Raw genomic sequence first — 17,662 nt, 5'->3', positions numbered from 1 at the left:
AGGAAAGGACAGGACCATGACCGACCCGCACATCGGTGAAGCCGCCCGGATCATCGCGGCCGCGAGCAAGGCGCGGCCCGCGGTCATCCGCAGCTTCTTCGACGAGGACACCTTCACCGTCACCCACGTCATCTCCGATCCGGCCACCGGCAAGGCCGCGATCATCGACAGCGTGCTCGACTTCGACCCGGCGTCGGGGCGCACCTCCTATGCGTCCGCCGACAAGGTGATCGCCTATGTCGAGAACGAGGGCCTGGAGGTCGAATGGCTGCTCGAAACCCACGCCCACGCCGACCACCTCTCCGCCGCGCCCTATCTCCAGGAAAAGCTGGGCGGCAGGCTCGCCATCGGCCGTCACATCCTCACCGTCCAGCAGGTCTTCGGAAAGATCTTCAACGAAGGCACGCGTTTCGCCCGCGACGGGTCGCAGTTCGACCGCCTGTTCGATGACGGCGACCGCTTCAGGGTCGGCTCGATCGAGGCGATCGCGCTGCACGTCCCCGGCCACACCCCGGCCGACATGACCTATGTGATCGGCGCCGCCGCGTTCATCGGCGACACGCTGTTCATGCCCGACTACGGGACCGCCCGCGCCGATTTCCCCGGCGGCGACGCACGTACGCTCTACCGCTCCATCCGGCGCCTGCTGTCGCTGCCGGACCAGACCAGCCTTCATCTCTGCCACGACTACAAGGCCCCGGGCCGCGACACCTACGCCTGGGAGACGACGGTCGGCGAGGAGCGCGAGCATAATGTCCATGTCCACGCCGGGGTGAGCGAGGACCAGTTCGTCGCCATGCGCCAGGCGCGCGATGCGACGCTCGGCATGCCACGGCTGATCCTGCCGTCCATTCAGGTCAACATGCGCGGCGGCCGCCTGCCGGAGCCGGAAGACAACGGCGCGAGCTACCTGAAGCTGCCGGTCAACAGGCTCTGACGCCATGACGCTGGAGCCCGTCCAATATCTGCTCGGCGCGGGATCGGGTTCGCTCGTCGGCTTTACGCTGGGCCTGGTCGGCGGCGGCGGGTCGATCCTCGCCGTTCCCCTCATGGTGTATCTCGTGGGCGTCGCCTCGCCGCACGTCGCGATCGGCACAAGCGCGCTTGCGGTCGCCGTCAACGCCGGGGCCAATCTGATGCCACATGCCCGCCAAGGCGCCGTCAAATGGCGTTGCGCAGGCATGTTCGCCGCCGCCGGCGTCGCGGGCGCCTATGCCGGATCGATGCTCGGCAAGGCGTTCGACGGCCAGAAGCTGCTGTTCCTCTTCGCGCTGCTGATGATCGCCGTCGGCGCGCTGATGCTGAAGACGCGCGGCGATCCGGGCGACCCCGACGCCCAGTGCCGCCGGGAGAACGCGCCGAAGGTGCTCGGCTATGGCGCCGCGACCGGGCTGTTCTCAGGCTTCTTCGGCATTGGCGGCGGCTTCCTGATCGTGCCCGGCCTCATGGCCTCGACCGGGATGCCGATGCGCAACGCCATCGGCTCGTCTCTGGTCGCCGTCGCCGCCTTCGGGCTCACGGCCGCGCTCAACTATGCGGTTTCAGGTCTGGTCGATTGGCTGCTCGCGGCCGTATTCATCGGGGGCGGGGTGGTCGGGGGCCTGGTCGGCGCAGCGCTCTCGAAGCGGCTGTCCGCCCACAAGGGCGCGCTCAACACCATCTTCGCCCTCCTGATCTTCGCGGTCGCCGCCTACATGCTGTGGCGCAGCGCAGCGGCGATCTGGAGCTGACGTCTCCTCATCGCCCTTCACTCGTGCAAGCTTGCAACATGACGGCCCCGGAACGGAGATAGCTGATGTGGGATCAAAGATACTCGGGGGCGGACTATGTGTTCGGCGTCGAACCCAACCGCTTCCTGATCTCCTGCGGTCATCTTCTTGAACCGGGCCAGACCGCGCTCGCCGTCGCCGACGGCGAGGGGCGGAACAGCGTGTGGCTCGCCTCGCAAGGCCTGAGCGTAACGGCCTTTGACGCCTCGACCACCGGTCTGAGCAAGGCCCGCCAGCTTGCCGCCGAGAAGCGCGTGGCGGTCGACTATCGGCTGTCGCAGATCGAAGACTGGGAATGGCGGGCCGAATGCTTCGACGTCGTCGCGGCCATCTTCATCCAGTTCGCCGCCCCCCAACTCCGATCGGTGATTTTCGAGGGCATGAAGCGCACGCTGAAGCCCGGCGGCCTTATCCTGATGGAGGGCTACAGGCCCGAACAGATCGCCTACGCCACCGGCGGGCCGAGGCAGCGCGAACAACTCTATACGCGAGGCCTGCTGGAAGAGGCCTTCGCTGATTTCGAGATTCTCCAACTTGCCGAGCACGACAGCGAACTGCACGAAGGCCAAGGCCATTCGGGCATGTCCGCCTTGATCGACCTCGTCGCCAGAAAGCCGCCCGCTCCGGACGCGTAATGCGCATGACGAGATGCGCGCCTCGCGGGTGAGGCGCGCATCGGTCCCGTCAGCCACGGCGGCCAGGCTGGAGACGCGTTCGCGCCTGGCTATGCGATCCGCCAACCCCCGTTGATTTCATTGAATATTTAGGCGATTTCGCGTCCCGACCCGCCAATCACCCCGCCAACCAGCGAGGCGATAGGCGTATGGTCCAGAATGCGGTGACCAAGATAGATTGTCAGAGCCTCAAGAATCCGACGGCGAACATCCTCTGCCCCACCGCTTCACTTACCGCTCTGCGCCGTCACTTCACGAAGAAGAATTTCGGCTTGGGCCAGGACGGTCTGCACGGCGTCGTCGGCGAGGTCAGGCGGGTAGCCGTACCGCTTGAGGATGCGCTTCACGAGGATTCGCATCCGCGCCCGCGCGCTTTCCCGGTGTTGCCAATCCACAGTGACGTTGGCCCGCAGGTGTTCGAGCAACTCGTGGGCGATCACCCGCAGCTTCTCGTCGCCCATGGCTTCGAGGGCGCTGTCGTTCTCGGCGAGCGCATCATAGAAGGCCAACTCCTCGGCGCTCAGCCCCAGGGCGTCGCCCCGCAGCCGGGCCTCTTTCATGTCCTTCGCCATGGCGATCAGCTCGGAAATCATCTCCGCAGCCGACAGCGCCCCGGCGTGATAGCGGGCCACAGCCTCCTCAAGCCGCGCTGAGAACGCGCGGCTCTCCACGACGTTGGTCCGCGAGCGGCTGACGATCTCCCCGTTCAGGAGCTTCCGCAGGGCCTCCAGGGCGAGGTTCTTCTTCTCCATGCCCTGGATTTCAACCAGGAACTCGTCCGACAGGATCGAGATGTCCGGGGTCTCGATCCCGGCCACTTTGAGCACGTCCACGATCTCGGTGGAGGCCACGGCGCGGTCGATGAGCTGCTGCACCGCGAAGGCGCGGTCCTTGGCACTGATCTTGCCGCTGAGCGTGCTCTTGGCGATGGCTGCGCGGACGGCCTGGAAGAAGCCGACCTCGTCGCGGACTTCCCTTGCAGCGTCGCTGGAGGACGCCAGCGCGTAGGCCTTGCCGAGTTCGAGCATGAGGTCCTGGTAGCGGCGGAAGGCCTTCTTCTTGTCGTCCGGCGTCTTGGCCTTGGCGGCCTCCGCCTCGCCCCACCGCAGGACCCAGTCGATGGCTCCCGCCAGACAGCTCAGGCGCTGCATCGGCGCGCCGGTGATCCCCGGCATGTAGTCGAAGCCGTGGAAGATGCCGCGCACGATCTCGTACCGCTCTAACATGGCCGCGACGGCGGCTTCCTCGTCGATGCCGGTCTTCTCGCGATCCGAGGACGTGTACTGGCCGAGCGCAGAGCGCAGGTTCTGGGCGATGCCGATGTAGTCCACGATCAGCCCGCCGGGCTTGTCCTTGAACACCCGGTTCACCCGCGCGATAGCCTGCATCAGCCCGTGCCCGCGCATCGGCTTGTCGATGTACATGGTGTTCATGCACGGCGCGTCGAAGCCGGTCAGCCACATGTCACGCACCAGCACCAGCCGCAGGGGATCGTCGGGATTGCGCGCGCGCTTGGCGAGGTCGTCGCGCCGCCGCTTGCCGCCGATGTGCTGCTGCCACTCCAGCGGGTCGGACGCCGCGCCCGTCATCACGATCTTGATCGCCCCCGCCGCATCGTCGTCTGAATGCCATTGCGGCCGCAAGGCCACGATCTCGTTGTAGAGCTCGACGCAGATGCGGCGGCTCATGCAGACCGCCATGGCCTTGCCGTCCAGCGCATCGATGCGGGCGTCCAGGTGTTGCACGAGGTCGGCGGCGATCAGCGACAGGCGCTTCTTCGACCCGACCAGCGCCTCCACCGTGGACCACTTGGCCTTCATCTTCTCGGCTTCGGTGAGGGCCTCGTCCTCGACCAGGGCCTCGATCTCGGCGTCGATCTTCGGCTTCTCGTCCTCGTTCAGCTCGATGCGCGCCAGACGGCTCTCATAGTAGATCGGCACCGTCGCGCCGTCCTCGACCGCCCGGCTGATGTCGTAGATGTCGATGTAGTCGCCGAAGATCGCTGGGGTGTTTACGTCGGCCGCCTCGATGGGCGTGCCGGTGAAGCCGATGAACGAGGCGTTCGGCAGGGCCTGACGGATGTAGTGCGCGTAGCCGTAGCGCCGCACGCCCGTCTCGCGGTTCAGCTTGGCGTCGAAGCCGTACTGGCTGCGGTGCGCCTCATCCGCCATGACGATGACGTTGCGGCGGTCGCTGAGCTGCGGGAACACCTCCTCGCCCCGCTCCGGCGAGAACTTCTGGACCGTCGTGAAGATCACCCCGCCGGAGTTGCGTTCCAGGAGCGCCTTCAAGGCGTCGCGGCTGTCGGCCTGTTGCGGCGTCTGGCGGATCAGGTCCTGGCAGAGGCTGAACGTCGAGAAGAGCTGATCGTCCAGGTCGTTGCGGTCGGTCAGCACGACCACCGTAGGGTTTTCCAGCTCACGAGCCTTGACCACCAGACCCGCGAAGAAGGCCATCAGGAAGCTCTTGCCGGACCCTTGCGTGTGCCAGATCACGCCGATCTTGCGGTCGCCGTCCGGCTGGCTGGCCTCCACAGCCTCGCGCACCGCCTTCCGCGCCCCGAAGAACTGGTGGTAGCCCGCGATGATCTTGAACGGCCCGTCGCCCTTGTCGCCGAAGACGATGAAGTCGCGGATCAGCGCCAGGAAGCGCTCTCTGTTGAACACCCCGCGCAGAAGGGTCTCCAGTTCCGGCGTGCCGCGATGGGCGAAGTCCTCGCCGGTCTCCGTCCGCCAGGGCATGAACCGCTCCTGGTCGGCGGTCAGCGAGCCGATGCGCGCCTCCATGCCGTCCGAGGTGATCAGCACCGCATTGGTGCGAAACAGGCTGGGGATCTGCTCCCGATAGGTCTGGAGCTGGTTATAGGCCTCGGCGATGGTCGCGAACTCGGTCGCCGCGTTCTTCAACTCAATCACCGCCAGCGGAAGGCCGTTGACGAACAGCACGAGGTCCGGCCGCCGGTTGTTCCGCCCCTCGATCAGGGTGAATTGGTTGACCACCAGCCAGTCGTTGGCGTCGGGATTGGCAAGGTCGATCAGCCAGACCTTGTCGCCGACAATCCGGCCATCCGCCGCGCGGTACTCCACATCGACCCCGCCGGTGATCATCCGATGGATGCGGCGGTTCTCCTCGACCAGCGACGGGGTCTCGCTGGTGACCAGTTTGCGGATCGCCTCCTCCCGTGCGCCCTGCGGGGCGGTGGGGTTGAGCTTCTCCAGGGCCGTCGCGAGGCGCTTGATCAGCAGCGGCTCGGAGAAAGACTGACGCTGCGGCACGGGACCGTCCGGCGCGATGGACGCCCCATGGAGATGTACCCAGCCGAGGTCCTTCAGGATTTCGATCCCGGCGTGCTCGACGACGTCCTCAGAGAAGCCCTCCGCCATGACCTATGCCGCCAATCCGCGGGCGACATCGCGCACCTTGACTTCGCCAGACATGAGGCGAGGAATGAGGTAGTCGCGAGCTTCAGCCAGGGTGACGCATTCGCGCTGGTTGGCAGCGTGGCGTGCCCTTAGCGGGCCGACAATCTCACGAAATTCAAGGTAAAGTGGCTCGGACGGCATCACGAATTCGAACCGCTCAATAGCGTCTTTGGGCAGCGCGAGGACGGTTGTTCCAGTCGCAAATCCCTCTGCGCGCTCACGGAACGCTGGTTGCAGCAAATGATAAAAGAAGAATTGAACCCACGCTTCTGCGCCTGGGGATCGTGGCCGCGCCGCGTAGACATGATGCGAGAACAGCAGCGGCTGGGTATCTGGGCAATCCTCTACGATGTGAGGGCTTCCCAATATAACGCGATCCTGAGTCATATCGGTGTTCGCTATCACCAGATCCCCGATGGACACCGTATGCCGCGGTCGGTACTCACCGACATAACGCTTTAGACTTTCGTTGGAAAATCGTCCGCGCCCCAAGAAGCATCCCAGATTAATCATGGGATTGCCCTCGTCGGCGAGAAACTCTCCCTTGTAGGACAGGCCGCGTTCAAGAGCGAAGTAGTCGCCTAGAAATGCTCGCGACCAGTTCTCAGGCGCACCATCCGGCGAAAATTTCGAGGGGAATAGTTGCGCAAGCTCCGCAGCCCTATTCTCACCGGGGACGAGACCTCCCAGTATTTTGGTGGCGTCAGAAACACCAGCAAGCTTGCGTCGAACGGGGCCGAATTCAACAAACCAATCGCGGAAAATCGCCTGAGCTATCTTCTCCAGCGTTTTGTTCATTCGCTGGTTCAGCTCGATCCTGTCTTCAAGAGCGCCAAGAACTTCTACTATTGCTTTCTGCTCAGCCAAGGACGGCAGGGGAACGGGTGTCCTTTGCAGATCTCGGACCGATATATTCCCCTGAACTGAACCGTTGTTTAGTATTTCCGCGGCTCTTTGACCAACAGGGCCACTCAAGACATAGAAGAGGTAATCCTGGAGGACCGCTTCCTTAGCGCGGACGATAACGAGTGAGGATGCAATGGCGGCCCTGTCTCGTCCCTGAACCCGGGCAACCTTTCCCAAGGAGCCTCGAAGACAAAAAAGTAGGTCTCCGATGAGCGTTTTTCCACTTCGCAACCGATCAAAAGCAGCCTCGGATATCTTCCTTGTCGAAGCCCAATCTACTGCCCCGTTTTCCAGATCAGCGGCGCTGACGAACGGCACTCCGACAGGCACGAAATCCGTTCCGCTCGGATAATTGGAACTCCGGTCGCCGTTCACGAAAGAGGCTATTTCACCCAGTGGGCGGCTAAGCATCAGTTCAGCCTTCCGAGAGCGGTTTCAATTCGCGCCTCCAAGGCTCGCGCCTCGGCGAACTGCGCCTCCAACTTCGTCCGCAGCCTCCCGAACGTTTCCTGGAAGCTGATCCCGTCTTCCTCCTCGTTCGTGGTCCCGACATAGCGCCCCGGCGTGAGCACGTGAGCGTGACTCCGCACCTCGTCAAGCGAGGCCGACCGGGAGAACCCCGGCTGGTCCGCGTAAGGCTCCAGCCCGAGCGCCGCGACCGTCTCCGGGTTCCCTCGCCACCGATGATAGGTGTCCGCGATGGTCTGAATATCCGCCTCGGACAGCTCCCGCCGCGTCCGATCCACCAAGTGGCCCATCTTGCGGGCGTCGATGAACAGGATTTCGCCGCCCCGGTTGCGGTGACCGTTGGCGCTCTTGTCGCGGGCCAAGAACCACAGACAGGCGGGAATCTGCGTGGAGTAGAAGAGCTGGCCCGGCAGCGCGACCATGCAGTCAACAACATCGGCCTCCACCATGGCTTTGCGGATATCGCCCTCGCCGGACTGCTGTGAGGACATCGAGCCGTTGGCCAGCACCACGCCCGCCGTGCCGCGCGGGGCCAGATGGTGGAGGATGTGCTGGAGCCAAGCGAAGTTGGCGTTCCCCTGCGGTGGCGTGCCGAACGCCCAGCGCGCGTCCCCGTCCAGGCTCCCCTGCCACCAGTCCGAGATGTTGAACGGCGGGTTCGCCATCACGTAGTCGAACTTGAGTTGGGGGAACTCGTCGCGAATGAAGGAGCCCTCGTTGTTCCACTTGATGTCGGCGTCAATGCCCCGCACCGCGAGGTTCATCTTGCAGAGCCGCCAAGTCGTGTGGTTGCGCTCCTGACCGTAGATGGCGATGTCTGATCGCTTGCCCTGGTGCTCTTCGACGAACGCCTCGGACTGCACGAACATTCCACCAGACCCGCAGCAGGGGTCGTAGACGCGGCCCTTGGTCGGCTCCAGCATCGCCACGATGGTCCGCACCACCGAGCGAGGGGTGAAGAACTCGCCGCCCCGCTTTCCCTCCGCCCCGGCGAACTGCGAGATGAAGTACTCGTAGGCGCGCCCCAGGAGGTCCTTCGCCTCGCCGTGCTTGTGCATCAGGTCGATGTTGGAGAAGAGGTCGATCAGCTCGCCCAGCATGGTCTTGTCGAGCTGGGGCCGGGCGTAGGTCTTCGGCAGCACGTCCTTTAGGACGGCGACGTTGGCCTGTTCGATGGCCTCCATCGCGTTGTCGATCAGGCCACCGATGTCGCCCTTCTTGGTTTGCTTGGTGACGACATCGAAGAACTCGATCTCGGGCCGCTTGGCGTTGGCCTGGAGGTTGGCCCAGCGCGCCTCTTGCGGCACCCAGAAGACGTTGGCCGCCAGGTACTCCTCCGGGTCCTCAGGATCGGCGAATTCCTCGGCCTGTAGCCTCTCGTACTGCGCCTCGAAGGCCTCGGAGATGTATTTGAGGAAGATCAGGCCGAGCGCGACGTGCTTGTACTCCGAGGGCTCCAGGTTACCACGCAGCTTGTCAGCCGCCTTGAACAGCTCCCCTTCGAAACCGAGATCGCCGCCGTTGGCGGACTTGGCGGCTTTCTCGCGGGGCGCACGCTTGGGAGCCGCCGCCTTCTCGCCCGCGCCCCCATCGGTCGAGCCTTCGCCGTCGGCCAGCGCCACCGAACCGCCGCGCCCGCGCCCGGGCTTGACCAGCCCCTTTTCGATCAGGGTCGCGCGTACGCCGTCATAGGCCGCCCCGTCCCAGCCGAGCGCCTCACGCAGCCGCCCATTCCCCGCCGACCCGCCAAGGGCGCGGAGCGCATCCAGAAACTGTTCTTCCAACGACTCCCCCCGAGCGCATCACCCGACACGCCGTAACCTACCGGTAGGCACGCCAAATTCGGTCGCACGAACCATGACTTCCGATCTTGCCGCCGAACCGCTCCGCGCGCCAGCCTGGCCATGACGGAAGTAACCTGTTCGGGGCGGAGAGAGGAACAAGTACCCCCGGGTTAGGAGATGCGGACGAACGCCCTTCCAGCTTAAGAGCCCCCTCCCCCAGGGCCACCCATCGCGGGCCGGGGGGGGCACAGCCGCGCGAAAATTCTCGGGAGGGAATCGACTGCAGCATTCCTCGAAGCCGCCACATAGCGCGCAACTTGTACCTTTTGCGCGATGGCTCACAACATACTTGACGCGCACATGTGAGCCACCTTATGAGCTAGAGAAATCGTCACCCTATCTTTTGAGCCACCAGCCATGCGCTTCGCCTACTACCGAGTGTCGACCGCCGATCAGTCCATTGAGGCCCAGCGCCAGGCGCTTGGTGGTCCGTTCGACAGGGAGTTCAACGACAACGGCGTGAGCGGCGCTGTGATGGCTGCCGAACGCGCTGGCTTCGCAAAGCTGCTAGAGCAGATCCGCAAGGGCGACGAGCTGCATGTCTACGCGGTGGACCGCCTGGGCCGCGATGCTTTGGACGTGCAGGCTACCGTGCGCAGGTTGATGCGGGACGGCATCACCGTGCACGTCCACGGCCTCGGCGCCATCTCAGGCGACATAGGCGAACTGATCTTAGCGGTGCTGGCCCAAGTCGCAGACCTTGAGCGCCGCAAGATCCGCGAGCGTACCGAGGCGGGCCGAAAGGCCGCTAGGGCGTCGCTGGAGGCCACAGGGAGGACGCACCGGGGCAAGGAGAGCCTAGGCCGCCCAAAGGCCGCCGACGCCGCCCAGGTGATCGCCTGGCGGCGTGAGCAAGGGGCCAGCATCAAAATGACCGCCCAGCACTTTGGCCTCTCAGAGGCCACCGTGAAGCGCTACGGGGCCGACGCGTCAGTCGGCCCCGCGCCGACGCAGCCGTCCGCGCTTCGGAGCCGCCGCCGAGGGCCACTGACGCCGCCCTAGGCCGAACGCCTCCACCGGCTTCTCCTGGCCAGCTTCGGTGGCGGCGGCGGAGCCCAGGGCCGCTTCAAGCCGCGCTTCGAGCTGAGCGCTGGCCTCGGCCCAGGCCTCGCTGAGGCGTTTTCGGTTTCGCCCTCGCGGTCGCCCACGATCACCAGGCCAGAGACGAGCCCCGAGCGCGTCAACCCGACGATGAAGACGACCAAGCCCGTCTTCGCTTTGGGACCAATAAGCGAGGCGATGCGCCTGCCGGGACGCGAACCTGTCGCCCACAAGCGCCAGGGCTTCGCATGGCTTCTCGGTATCCGGACAGGTGAAGAAGTAGCGGTGACCGCCATAGGGCAAGGGCCGCGAGGTGATGATGACTTCCTGCCGGTGGGCCTTGCCGTTCAATGCGAAGGCCACCGTCACCACGCCCGCGTCGCCTTTCGTCAGATCAACCCGAACAGCCGCCTGACCGGCAGGTGCGCCCCGCCGCGACCATGTCACCGTCCCGGTCACGACTGCGCCCGGTTGGCCGCCACTCTGGCGCTAGCAGGACATCGGCCAAGCCGGAAGCTCGCGGGGGAGCAGAAAGCAGCGGTGTGGCTGGCCGCCTTGCTGGCCTCGGGGTGGAAGGACCGAAGCGCGTGTAACCTTTGCGTCGTCGTGGACTTCAACCGCGCGCTGCATCCCACGATGGACGAGTGGAAGTTCCTTTCCGACTCTGACCTTACGACCCTGGCGACGGATCTCGTCCAGCCTGTCGAGCGTCGGATGCTCGCAGCATGGCTGCTGGCAGGGACCAAGCGGTACTGGAACGTCAATGTTCCGACGGACAATGCGCGCCCTCGCTGGAGCCTGATGAAGGTGATGGCCGACAGCGGAATGCCATTGATCTTCTACTGGTTGGCCGACCGGGCGGCGACGCGGGGCGGAGGCTGCATGTTCGTCAGCTTCCTGCCGCTCTGGCAGATATTCCAGGGTGCCACACGCGAGATCGAGCTGCGCAGCAACAGCCTGCCTAACCAGGAGCGCATCGGCCCCCTGCTATCCGCCGCCTACGACATGCATACGCGCGAGGGTCGGGCCGCATTGCAAATGCTCGCGCGGACCCCCGGTGTCGGCTCCGTCCTGGCGCCTGCCCCGCCGGAGGCACGTCTGTCCGCACTTTTCGCCGCGGTGTTCGCGGTCGAGGGCGGGCTTCTGAACCTCCGGCTATCCCTTCCCGAGTTCGACCGGGTCCATTTCGAGGCGACCACTGTCGAACTGGCCTACTATGGGCTCACCGCATCGAGCCAGGCGCAGGCGCTTGTCCACGCTGCAGGAAGTCATCTGCAACGGCTCCACCATCTGCGCCTTTCAGTCCTGCAAGCGGTGGATAGGACAGCTCAGGTTTCGGGCCCTACAGCGGCTCCTCTTGCCGGGGCTACCAACCTACCCGCCCAGGCCGCTCTGCCGCTCCTGGGCGCTCCCCAGCGGTACAAAATGGGTTCCCCCATCACCCTTCCAGAAAAGGACCTTGCGAGCTTGCTCGGTAGCGGTGGTGCATGGCGAACCGATGAGGGGTTTCTCTGATCGGTGGACTGATGACCAAACGGGGTGAGAGGCTCACCCCTGAAGCTCAGAACGTCAATCCAACGGCACCTGCTCCACAATGCTCCACCCGGAGCTCCACAACATTGACCCCACTCGACCCAAAGCTATCGTGAAAACATGGACTTAACCGATCGGCCAGAGTTCAGGGTCTCTTCCCTCTCTCACCGCCAAATTCCCCCAATGACGACTTTGCGTAGCGCCTGACCGGCGGATACGTGGGCTGTTGATGTCCGGGCCGGCGCACGAGCGCGATTCGTTCGAGATCCAGCAGCTGGACGGCCGCGCGGCGCCGTCGTCGGGGGACCGAGCGGATGCACGGCGTCGAAGCGTTCGAACTCATCCTCGCCCTGCTGGCCCCTGGTGGTCGGCCGCCGACGAGATGGGGATCACCTTCCAGCGCGGGGAATGACCCCGCCGGCTATTTGATGCGCTCGTAGCGGTAGGGGTCGGACTCGCCGGGCTTGAACTGGCCGACCAGGTCGTAGGTCCCGTCGCCGTCGACGTCGAGCAGCGCCTCGTCGAAGTTCCCGTCGCGGCCGAGGTCGGTGATCTCGGCGTCAATCTTGCCGTCGCCGTCGTGGTCGAACAGGTAGGTGTAGGGCTCGCTCTTCTTGGCCGGCTCGATCATCACGAAGTCGCCCTCGGCGTCGCAGTTGACGTCGATCAGGTAGCCGAGCCCCTTAGGATCGGAGACGGCCCACTCCTTCAGCGCCACCGCCTCGCACTCGCCGCCGGCGGAGACCGCGCGCTGCCCGGCCGACCGGTTCGCACGGCGATCCTCCTTCAAGGCCAGGAAGACGCGTACGTCGTCGGCGGAGACCGCGAAGTTCAGCCCCTCGCCGTCGCTCTTGAAGCTGTTGATGCCGATGATCTCGAGATTGTCGTCCAGCAGCGGGCCCCCGGAATTGCCCGGATTGATCGGGGTCTGGGTCTGCACGACCGTCGCCTTGTGGTCGAGGCCCATCTCGGTGCGCCAGGCGTAGTCTTTGCGCACCTGGCTGACGATGCCGCGGGTGTAGGTCCAGGCCTGGCCGGTCGGGTGACCGATGGCGTGGACGTCCGAGCCGACCTGCACCGCGCTCGAGGCGGCCAGCGGCAGCGGCTTGGCGCCGGCCGGCACCTCGGAGACCTGCAGCAGGGCGAGGTCGGCGACCTCGTCGCGGCGGATCACCTTGGCGCGGCGGACGTCGGCCTTGCCGAAGGACGCGCCCTCGGCCGCCGGCTTGAACACCACCCCGACCTCCTTGGCGTCGCCGACGACGTGCAGGTTGGTGACGATCTTGCCGTCGGCGCTGATCAGGGCGCCGGAACCGAAGCCGTCGCCGGCCAGCACCAGCACCACCGAGGGCGCAGCGGCCTGGTAGACCTGGGCGTCCTTGGCCCCGCGGGTGACCTGTCGGGGCTGCGCGGCCGCCCCGTCCAGGGCCGCCGCATAGCGCGCCGCGGCCGCGCCGGGCAGCGAGGGGGCGGCGCCCACCGGGCGCTTGCCGCCGACCGCGTCGGGACCAGGAGCGGGCATCGCGCCGCCCGCATGGCCTACCGCCGATTGCGCTAATCCGTATGATGGTGAAGCTAGAAGCACCACCGCCGCGCAGATTTGGAGCCGCCGCATGGCGCCTTTTCCCCCGAAGACTTCGCCCAGGCGGAGCCTAGCGGCGTGGAGCGCGCTCGCAGGCGCGTTGTTGCTCAGCTCGCAACCGGCGGTGGCGGCCGAGACCTCGCCATGGGGCCTGTACTTCCAGGGCAAGGCCCAGACCGCGCGCCAGCAGCTGGAGCGCCAGCTGGCAGGCAAGGACCTGGATCCCACCGCACGCCGGGCGGCGACCGCCACGCTGCTGGAGATCTGCATCCACGGCCGCGACCGCGACTGCGTCCTGGAGCAGGTTCCGAACTACATCGCCCTGCCCCCACCGGCCGCGGCGAACGAGCTTGCGCGGCGCGAGGACGTCCGGCGCACCGGCTACTTCCTGGACTACGGCAAGTTCACCTACGGGGCCGCGCCGGTGACCGCGAAGATCCTGGAGGGCGACCTCTGGCGCCAGGAGAACGCCGCCAACCCCAGCCTCTACCTGCGCCGCCTCTCGCTGGCTTCGAGCATCCAGCTCGAACAGGACGACTACGCCGGCGCCCGCGTGAGCGTCGACAAGACCCTGTCGCTGATCGCCTCGCTGAGGAACCCGCAGGACGACGCCTTCCTGATCGCCTGGGCGCTGTCGGACGCCATCGACAGCCTGCGGGTGCTGGGCCAGAGCGACCGCGCCTACGGCGTCTATCGGGCCGGCAGCGGGTTCATCGCCGCCTCGCTGCCGCCGCACAGCGTCGATGCGATGATGTACCGCCTGATCGAGGCCGAACTGCTGCTGGAGCAGGGTCAGTTCGCCGCCGCCCTGCCGGTGCTGGACCTGGCCGCCGCCACCGCCGGCGCCATCGAGCTGGACGCCGACAGCCGCGCCTACGTGACCGCCCAGGCCCTGACCCGCAAGGCCGTCGCCTGCACCGCCCTGCTCAAGCCGGAGTGCGCGCGCGAGGCGATCGACGCCCATCCCTACCGCAAGCTCTACGACCGCGCGGGACGAACCCCGGCCGATTTCGAGGAAACCACCTATCTGGCGGCGCGGGCCCTGGTCGCGGCGATCGAACAGCGGCCCGACCCGGTCGTCGCCAAGGCCCTGGCGCAGGCCGCGCCCTTTGAGGCGGGCGCGGGGGCAAACGCCGAGCCGGCCGCGATCTACCGCATGGCCGGACGCGCCCTGGCGCTGCCGCCGGGGGCCGAGCGGCAGGCGGGCCTGGCGCAGACCGGCCGCCTGATCGCAGACGCTGCGAAGCGGGCGCCGGCCTTGGGCGTCGGGGCCTCGCGCCGGCCGGCCGCGATCGAGCAGATCCTGATCTCGTTCGCCCTTACCCAGGCCGACCAGGATGGTCCCAGGGCGGACGACACGAACTTCATCCTGTTCCAGCTGGCCGGACGGATGCAGGCGAACATCGATGCCGACGCCCTGGTCGCCCTGTCCCAGGCCAAGGACGCGCTGCAGCGCCGCGCGATCCACCAGGGCCTGCGGCTGCGGGCGCGGCGCGATGCGTACGAGCGCGCGGAACTGACCAAGCTGGCCGCGCCCCGGGCGCCGGAGCCGGTCGTCCCGCTGACGCATGTCTGGGGGACGCGCGCAGCGCTGCGCGACTTCGCCGTCCGATTGGCGGAGATCGACCGTTCGCTCGAGCCGGCGACGGGGTCGAACCTCGTCGACCTCAAGCGGTTCCAGGCGGCGCTGCGTCCCGGCGAGGCGGCGCTCAGCGTGGCCATGGTTCCGGGCGGCATGGCCTATATGTGCGTACGCCAGGACCGGGCGATGCGGCTGGTCGCGCCGGCCGACCTGCGGCAGGCCACGCTGGACATCAAGATCCTGCAGGCGGCGCTGACCGCCGGGCACGCGCCCTCCGACGAGCTCGACGCCCAGTTCCCGGCCGCCGCGGCAGTGCGGATGCACAAGCTGCTGATCGCGCCGTTCGAGGGCTGCGTGAAGGCCGGCGACCACCTGCTGTGGCTGGCCGACGCCTCGGTCACGCCGCTGCCGTTGTCGGTGCTGTTGCCCCAGGCCCCGCCGAAGCTCGGCGAAGGCTACGACCTGGCGCAGGCCGACTGGCTCATGCGCCGGCACGCGGTCAGCTACGCCGGCTCGCCGGGCGCGATCCTGGCGGCGCGCTCAGGCGCGCTGGCCCCGGCGTCGGACTTCGACTTTCTGGGCGTCGGCGACCCGGTGCTGAGCGGGGCGACCGACCAGGGCGAGGACCGCGCCAGGATGCTGCTCAAGGGCTCGCGCAGCGCGGGCCTGGCCGCCCTGGCGCCGCTGCCGGAGACCAAGGACGAGCTGGAGCGTTCGGCCAAGGGGTTCGCTTCGACCAAGCTGCTGGTCCAGAACGCGGCGACCGAGCGCGGCGTGCGCGGCCAGCTTCTGGGATCCTACCGCTACCTGTCGTTCGCCACGCATGGGCTGATACGCGACGAGATCGAGGGGCTGAGCGAGCCGGCGCTGGCCCTGACCCCAATTTCGTCGATCGATTCCTGGGACGACGGATTGCTGACCGCCTCGGAGATCGCCGACCTGAACCTGGGGGCGCGGTTCGTGGCGCTGTCGGCCTGCAACACCGCCAACTACGACGTCGCGCAGATGGCCGGCGAGCTGCCGGCCCTGGCCTCGGCCTTTGCGGTGGCCGGCGTGCCCTCGACCCTGGGCTCGCTGTGGGCGGTGGATTCGGAGACCACCAAGGAGGTGGTGGCGACCACCTTCGCGACCCTGCGGACCGAGCATGGCGAGAGCCCGGCCCTGGCGCTGGCCGGCGCCCAACGAGCGTTCCTGACCGCGCCGCCCTCGCGGGCCTACCTGCATCCGCGGTTCTGGGCGCCGCTGATCGTACTGGGCGACGGCGCGCGACCGCCGCCGCCGGCCCCGCGGGCGGGCGGGGTCGTGGCGGTGGAGCCGCTCTCCGGCGTCGGCGGCGAGGTCGTCGCGCTGCGACGCTCCGGCGAGGCCTCGCTAGCGCGGGTGCTGGACTTTCCGGCGGGCTCCCACGTGGAAAGCATCGGGCGCTGGCGACGTGAGACCGCCATGAACCACCCGACCCAGTTGCTGGTCGAGCTGGGCTCCAGCGTCATCGCCGGCGGCGGCGCCCTAGGCGACGACGGACGGATGGCGCCCGTGCTGATGACCCTGGACACGGCCAGCGGCGCGGTGCGCGCGACCTGGCGCGGCGAGAGCGCGCCTGGACGGGAGTTGCTGGCTGCGACCGGCGTCGCGCTGGGGTCGAGCCAGGCCGCGGTGGCGATCTTGGACAGGACCGCGCGTGTCCACACCGGCGGCGAGGAGATCGCCGACCGCCTGCAGGTGATGCTGGTTGACGCCGCGCAGGGGCCGCGGCGGCTGTTCGCCGTCACGCCGCCCCGAGCTATGGCGATCGAGGACGCGACGCTATCAATGCTGGGCGAGCACCTGTTGCTCACCTACTCCGCGCGCCATCCCGAGCCGCCAAGGTCGCCGTTCGGTGAGGATGACTGGGAGCTGGAGCCCTGTAGGGGCGTGCCGATCACCTGGGCCGAGCTGCGCGACCGCCGCACCGGGGCGCTGATCGGGTCTCAACAGCTGACCGGCTGGACGGCGCCCACGGCCCTGGCCCAGGGCGGGCGCGTGCTGCTGGGCGGCGGCTTCATGGCCGCCTGCGACGGCGAGCTGAAGGCCGGGGTGATCGCGCTGGACGCCGGCTTGCAGTCGCGCCTCGTCTATCGCGACGACAGCCTGGGCTGGTCGGAGGTGCGGGCGATGGGACCGCGCGCCGACGGCGGGACCCTGGTGGCCGCGGCAAAGGTCGCTCAGGTCGACTTTCGAGACGAACTTGGTTTGGACCCGACGGTGAGCAGCCGAGTCGGGGCGATGGTGCTGACCCTGGGCGACAATGGAACGGTGTCCGCGCCCAAGCTGCTGGATTCAGGCTCCAACATCTACCTGTCAGATATCGACGCCAGCCGTCCGGGCGAGGCGCTGTTGGGCGGCGCGCTGGGCGGCCAGGCGGTCGTGCTGCGGCTGTCGCCGCCCTAGGAGGCCTTGGCCTTCTTGGCCTTGGCCGGCGGCGGGGCCGAGGTCACCAGGCTGGAGATCTGGCACTTGGAGCCGTCGACCAGCACCTGACCGAAGCGGTCGAGCGAACTGGTCCCGCGGGGCACGAAGCCGACCTTCATCGCATGGTCGAGGCCGATGCAGGGGCCGAACAGCTCGGCGCGATACCACTCGCCGCGCTGGCCCTCGATCCACAGGGCATCGTCGCCGTCGGCCTGGAAGTTGCGAATGCCGGTGGTGGCGGCGAACGGAATGCGGGCGTCGACGCCGAGCGGGCGCTCGGCCGTCGCGGAGTTCGGGGCCGGGTTCGCCGCGGCGAGCGTTGCGCCCAGCAGCATCGCGCCTCCAGCGAGCGCGGCGATCAGGATCTTCATGTCGCGTGTCCCTTTCAGAGGA

11 protein-coding genes are annotated in these 17,662 nt (G+C 67.2%); 6 read left to right on the top strand and 5 right to left on the bottom strand.

What is annotated here, in order from left to right:
• Positions 1-16 precede the first annotated feature (16 nt).
• From O4N75_RS04255 to O4N75_RS04245, 3 genes are all read left to right on the top strand, one after another.
• Entirely contained in the window at positions 17-937 is a 921-nt protein-coding gene (locus O4N75_RS04255) for an MBL fold metallo-hydrolase (protein ID WP_269628126.1), read from the top strand.
• A gap of 4 nt (positions 938-941) precedes the next feature.
• A complete protein-coding gene (locus tag O4N75_RS04250; RefSeq protein WP_269628125.1) occupies positions 942-1,730 on the top strand; it encodes a sulfite exporter TauE/SafE family protein in 789 nt (262 codons plus the stop codon).
• Positions 1,731-1,795: 65 nt separating this feature from the next.
• Positions 1,796-2,404 (top strand): class I SAM-dependent methyltransferase, encoded by a 609-nt coding sequence (locus O4N75_RS04245; protein WP_269628124.1) that lies wholly within the window; start codon positions 1,796-1,798, stop codon positions 2,402-2,404.
• A gap of 266 nt (positions 2,405-2,670) precedes the next feature.
• On the opposite strand, the gene O4N75_RS04240 is transcribed toward O4N75_RS04245, so the two are convergent.
• The 3 genes from O4N75_RS04240 to O4N75_RS04230 are packed head-to-tail and all read right to left on the bottom strand — an operon-like array spanning position 2,671 to position 9,023.
• Positions 2,671-5,826 carry a type I restriction endonuclease subunit R gene (locus O4N75_RS04240; protein ID WP_269628123.1) on the bottom strand — a complete coding sequence of 1,052 codons (3,156 nt, stop codon included), beginning with the start codon at positions 5,824-5,826 and terminating at the stop codon, positions 2,671-2,673.
• Positions 5,827-5,829: 3 nt separating this feature from the next.
• Positions 5,830-7,182, bottom strand: coding sequence for a restriction endonuclease subunit S (locus O4N75_RS04235; protein WP_269628122.1), 1,353 nt, complete (start codon positions 7,180-7,182; stop codon positions 5,830-5,832).
• Entirely contained in the window at positions 7,182-9,023 is a 1,842-nt protein-coding gene (locus tag O4N75_RS04230; RefSeq protein ID WP_269628121.1) for a class I SAM-dependent DNA methyltransferase, read from the bottom strand. The genes O4N75_RS04235 and O4N75_RS04230 overlap by 1 nt, the downstream gene beginning before the upstream one ends.
• A 417-nt stretch (positions 9,024-9,440) precedes the next feature.
• Between O4N75_RS04230 and O4N75_RS04225 the strand changes: the two genes are divergently transcribed.
• Positions 9,441-10,085, top strand: coding sequence for a recombinase family protein (locus O4N75_RS04225; protein WP_269628120.1), 645 nt, complete (start codon positions 9,441-9,443; stop codon positions 10,083-10,085).
• A 189-nt stretch (positions 10,086-10,274) separates the two neighbouring features.
• Entirely contained in the window at positions 10,275-11,639 is a 1,365-nt protein-coding gene (locus tag O4N75_RS04220) for a hypothetical protein (RefSeq protein ID WP_269628119.1), read from the top strand.
• 439 nt (positions 11,640-12,078) lie between these two features.
• On the opposite strand, the gene O4N75_RS04215 is transcribed toward O4N75_RS04220, so the two are convergent.
• A complete protein-coding gene (locus O4N75_RS04215; RefSeq protein WP_269628118.1) occupies positions 12,079-13,179 on the bottom strand; it encodes a trypsin-like peptidase domain-containing protein in 1,101 nt (366 codons plus the stop codon).
• A gap of 163 nt (positions 13,180-13,342) precedes the next feature.
• Between O4N75_RS04215 and O4N75_RS04210 the strand changes: the two genes are divergently transcribed.
• Positions 13,343-17,248, top strand: coding sequence for a CHAT domain-containing protein (locus tag O4N75_RS04210; RefSeq protein WP_269628117.1), 3,906 nt, complete (start codon positions 13,343-13,345; stop codon positions 17,246-17,248).
• On the opposite strand, the gene O4N75_RS04205 is transcribed toward O4N75_RS04210, so the two are convergent.
• Complete coding sequence (locus O4N75_RS04205) at positions 17,245-17,640, bottom strand: DUF6491 family protein (protein ID WP_269628116.1); 396 nt, start codon at positions 17,638-17,640, stop codon at positions 17,245-17,247. The two genes, O4N75_RS04210 and O4N75_RS04205, sit on opposite strands and share 4 nt — an antisense overlap.
• Between the last annotated feature and the right edge of the window lie 22 nt (positions 17,641-17,662).

Origin of the sequence: Phenylobacterium sp. NIBR 498073, from assembly GCF_027286305.1 — a bacterium.
In the GTDB taxonomy this organism is placed as follows: Bacteria; Pseudomonadota; Alphaproteobacteria; order Caulobacterales; family Caulobacteraceae; genus Phenylobacterium.
Note: the sequence above shows the minus strand (reverse complement) of the source record. Positions and strands in the feature narration are given on the sequence as shown.

Bases quoted from the DNA above. Each gene is read 5' to 3' on its own strand.
- O4N75_RS04245 (WP_269628124.1), top strand. From the start codon at position 1,796: ATGTGGGATCAAAGATACTCGGGGGCGGACTATGTGTTCGGCGTCGAA.
- O4N75_RS04255 (WP_269628126.1), top strand. From the start codon at position 17: ATGACCGACCCGCACATCGGTGAAGCCGCCCGGATCATCGCGGCCGCG.
- O4N75_RS04250 (WP_269628125.1), top strand. From the start codon at position 942: ATGACGCTGGAGCCCGTCCAATATCTGCTCGGCGCGGGATCGGGTTCG.
- O4N75_RS04235 (WP_269628122.1), bottom strand. From the start codon at position 7,182: ATGCTTAGCCGCCCACTGGGTGAAATAGCCTCTTTCGTGAACGGCGAC.
- O4N75_RS04240 (WP_269628123.1), bottom strand. From the start codon at position 5,826: ATGGCGGAGGGCTTCTCTGAGGACGTCGTCGAGCACGCCGGGATCGAA.
- O4N75_RS04215 (WP_269628118.1), bottom strand. From the start codon at position 13,179: ATGCCCGCTCCTGGTCCCGACGCGGTCGGCGGCAAGCGCCCGGTGGGC.
- O4N75_RS04225 (WP_269628120.1), top strand. From the start codon at position 9,441: ATGCGCTTCGCCTACTACCGAGTGTCGACCGCCGATCAGTCCATTGAG.
- O4N75_RS04205 (WP_269628116.1), bottom strand. From the start codon at position 17,640: ATGAAGATCCTGATCGCCGCGCTCGCTGGAGGCGCGATGCTGCTGGGC.
- O4N75_RS04220 (WP_269628119.1), top strand. From the start codon at position 10,275: ATGAAGACGACCAAGCCCGTCTTCGCTTTGGGACCAATAAGCGAGGCG.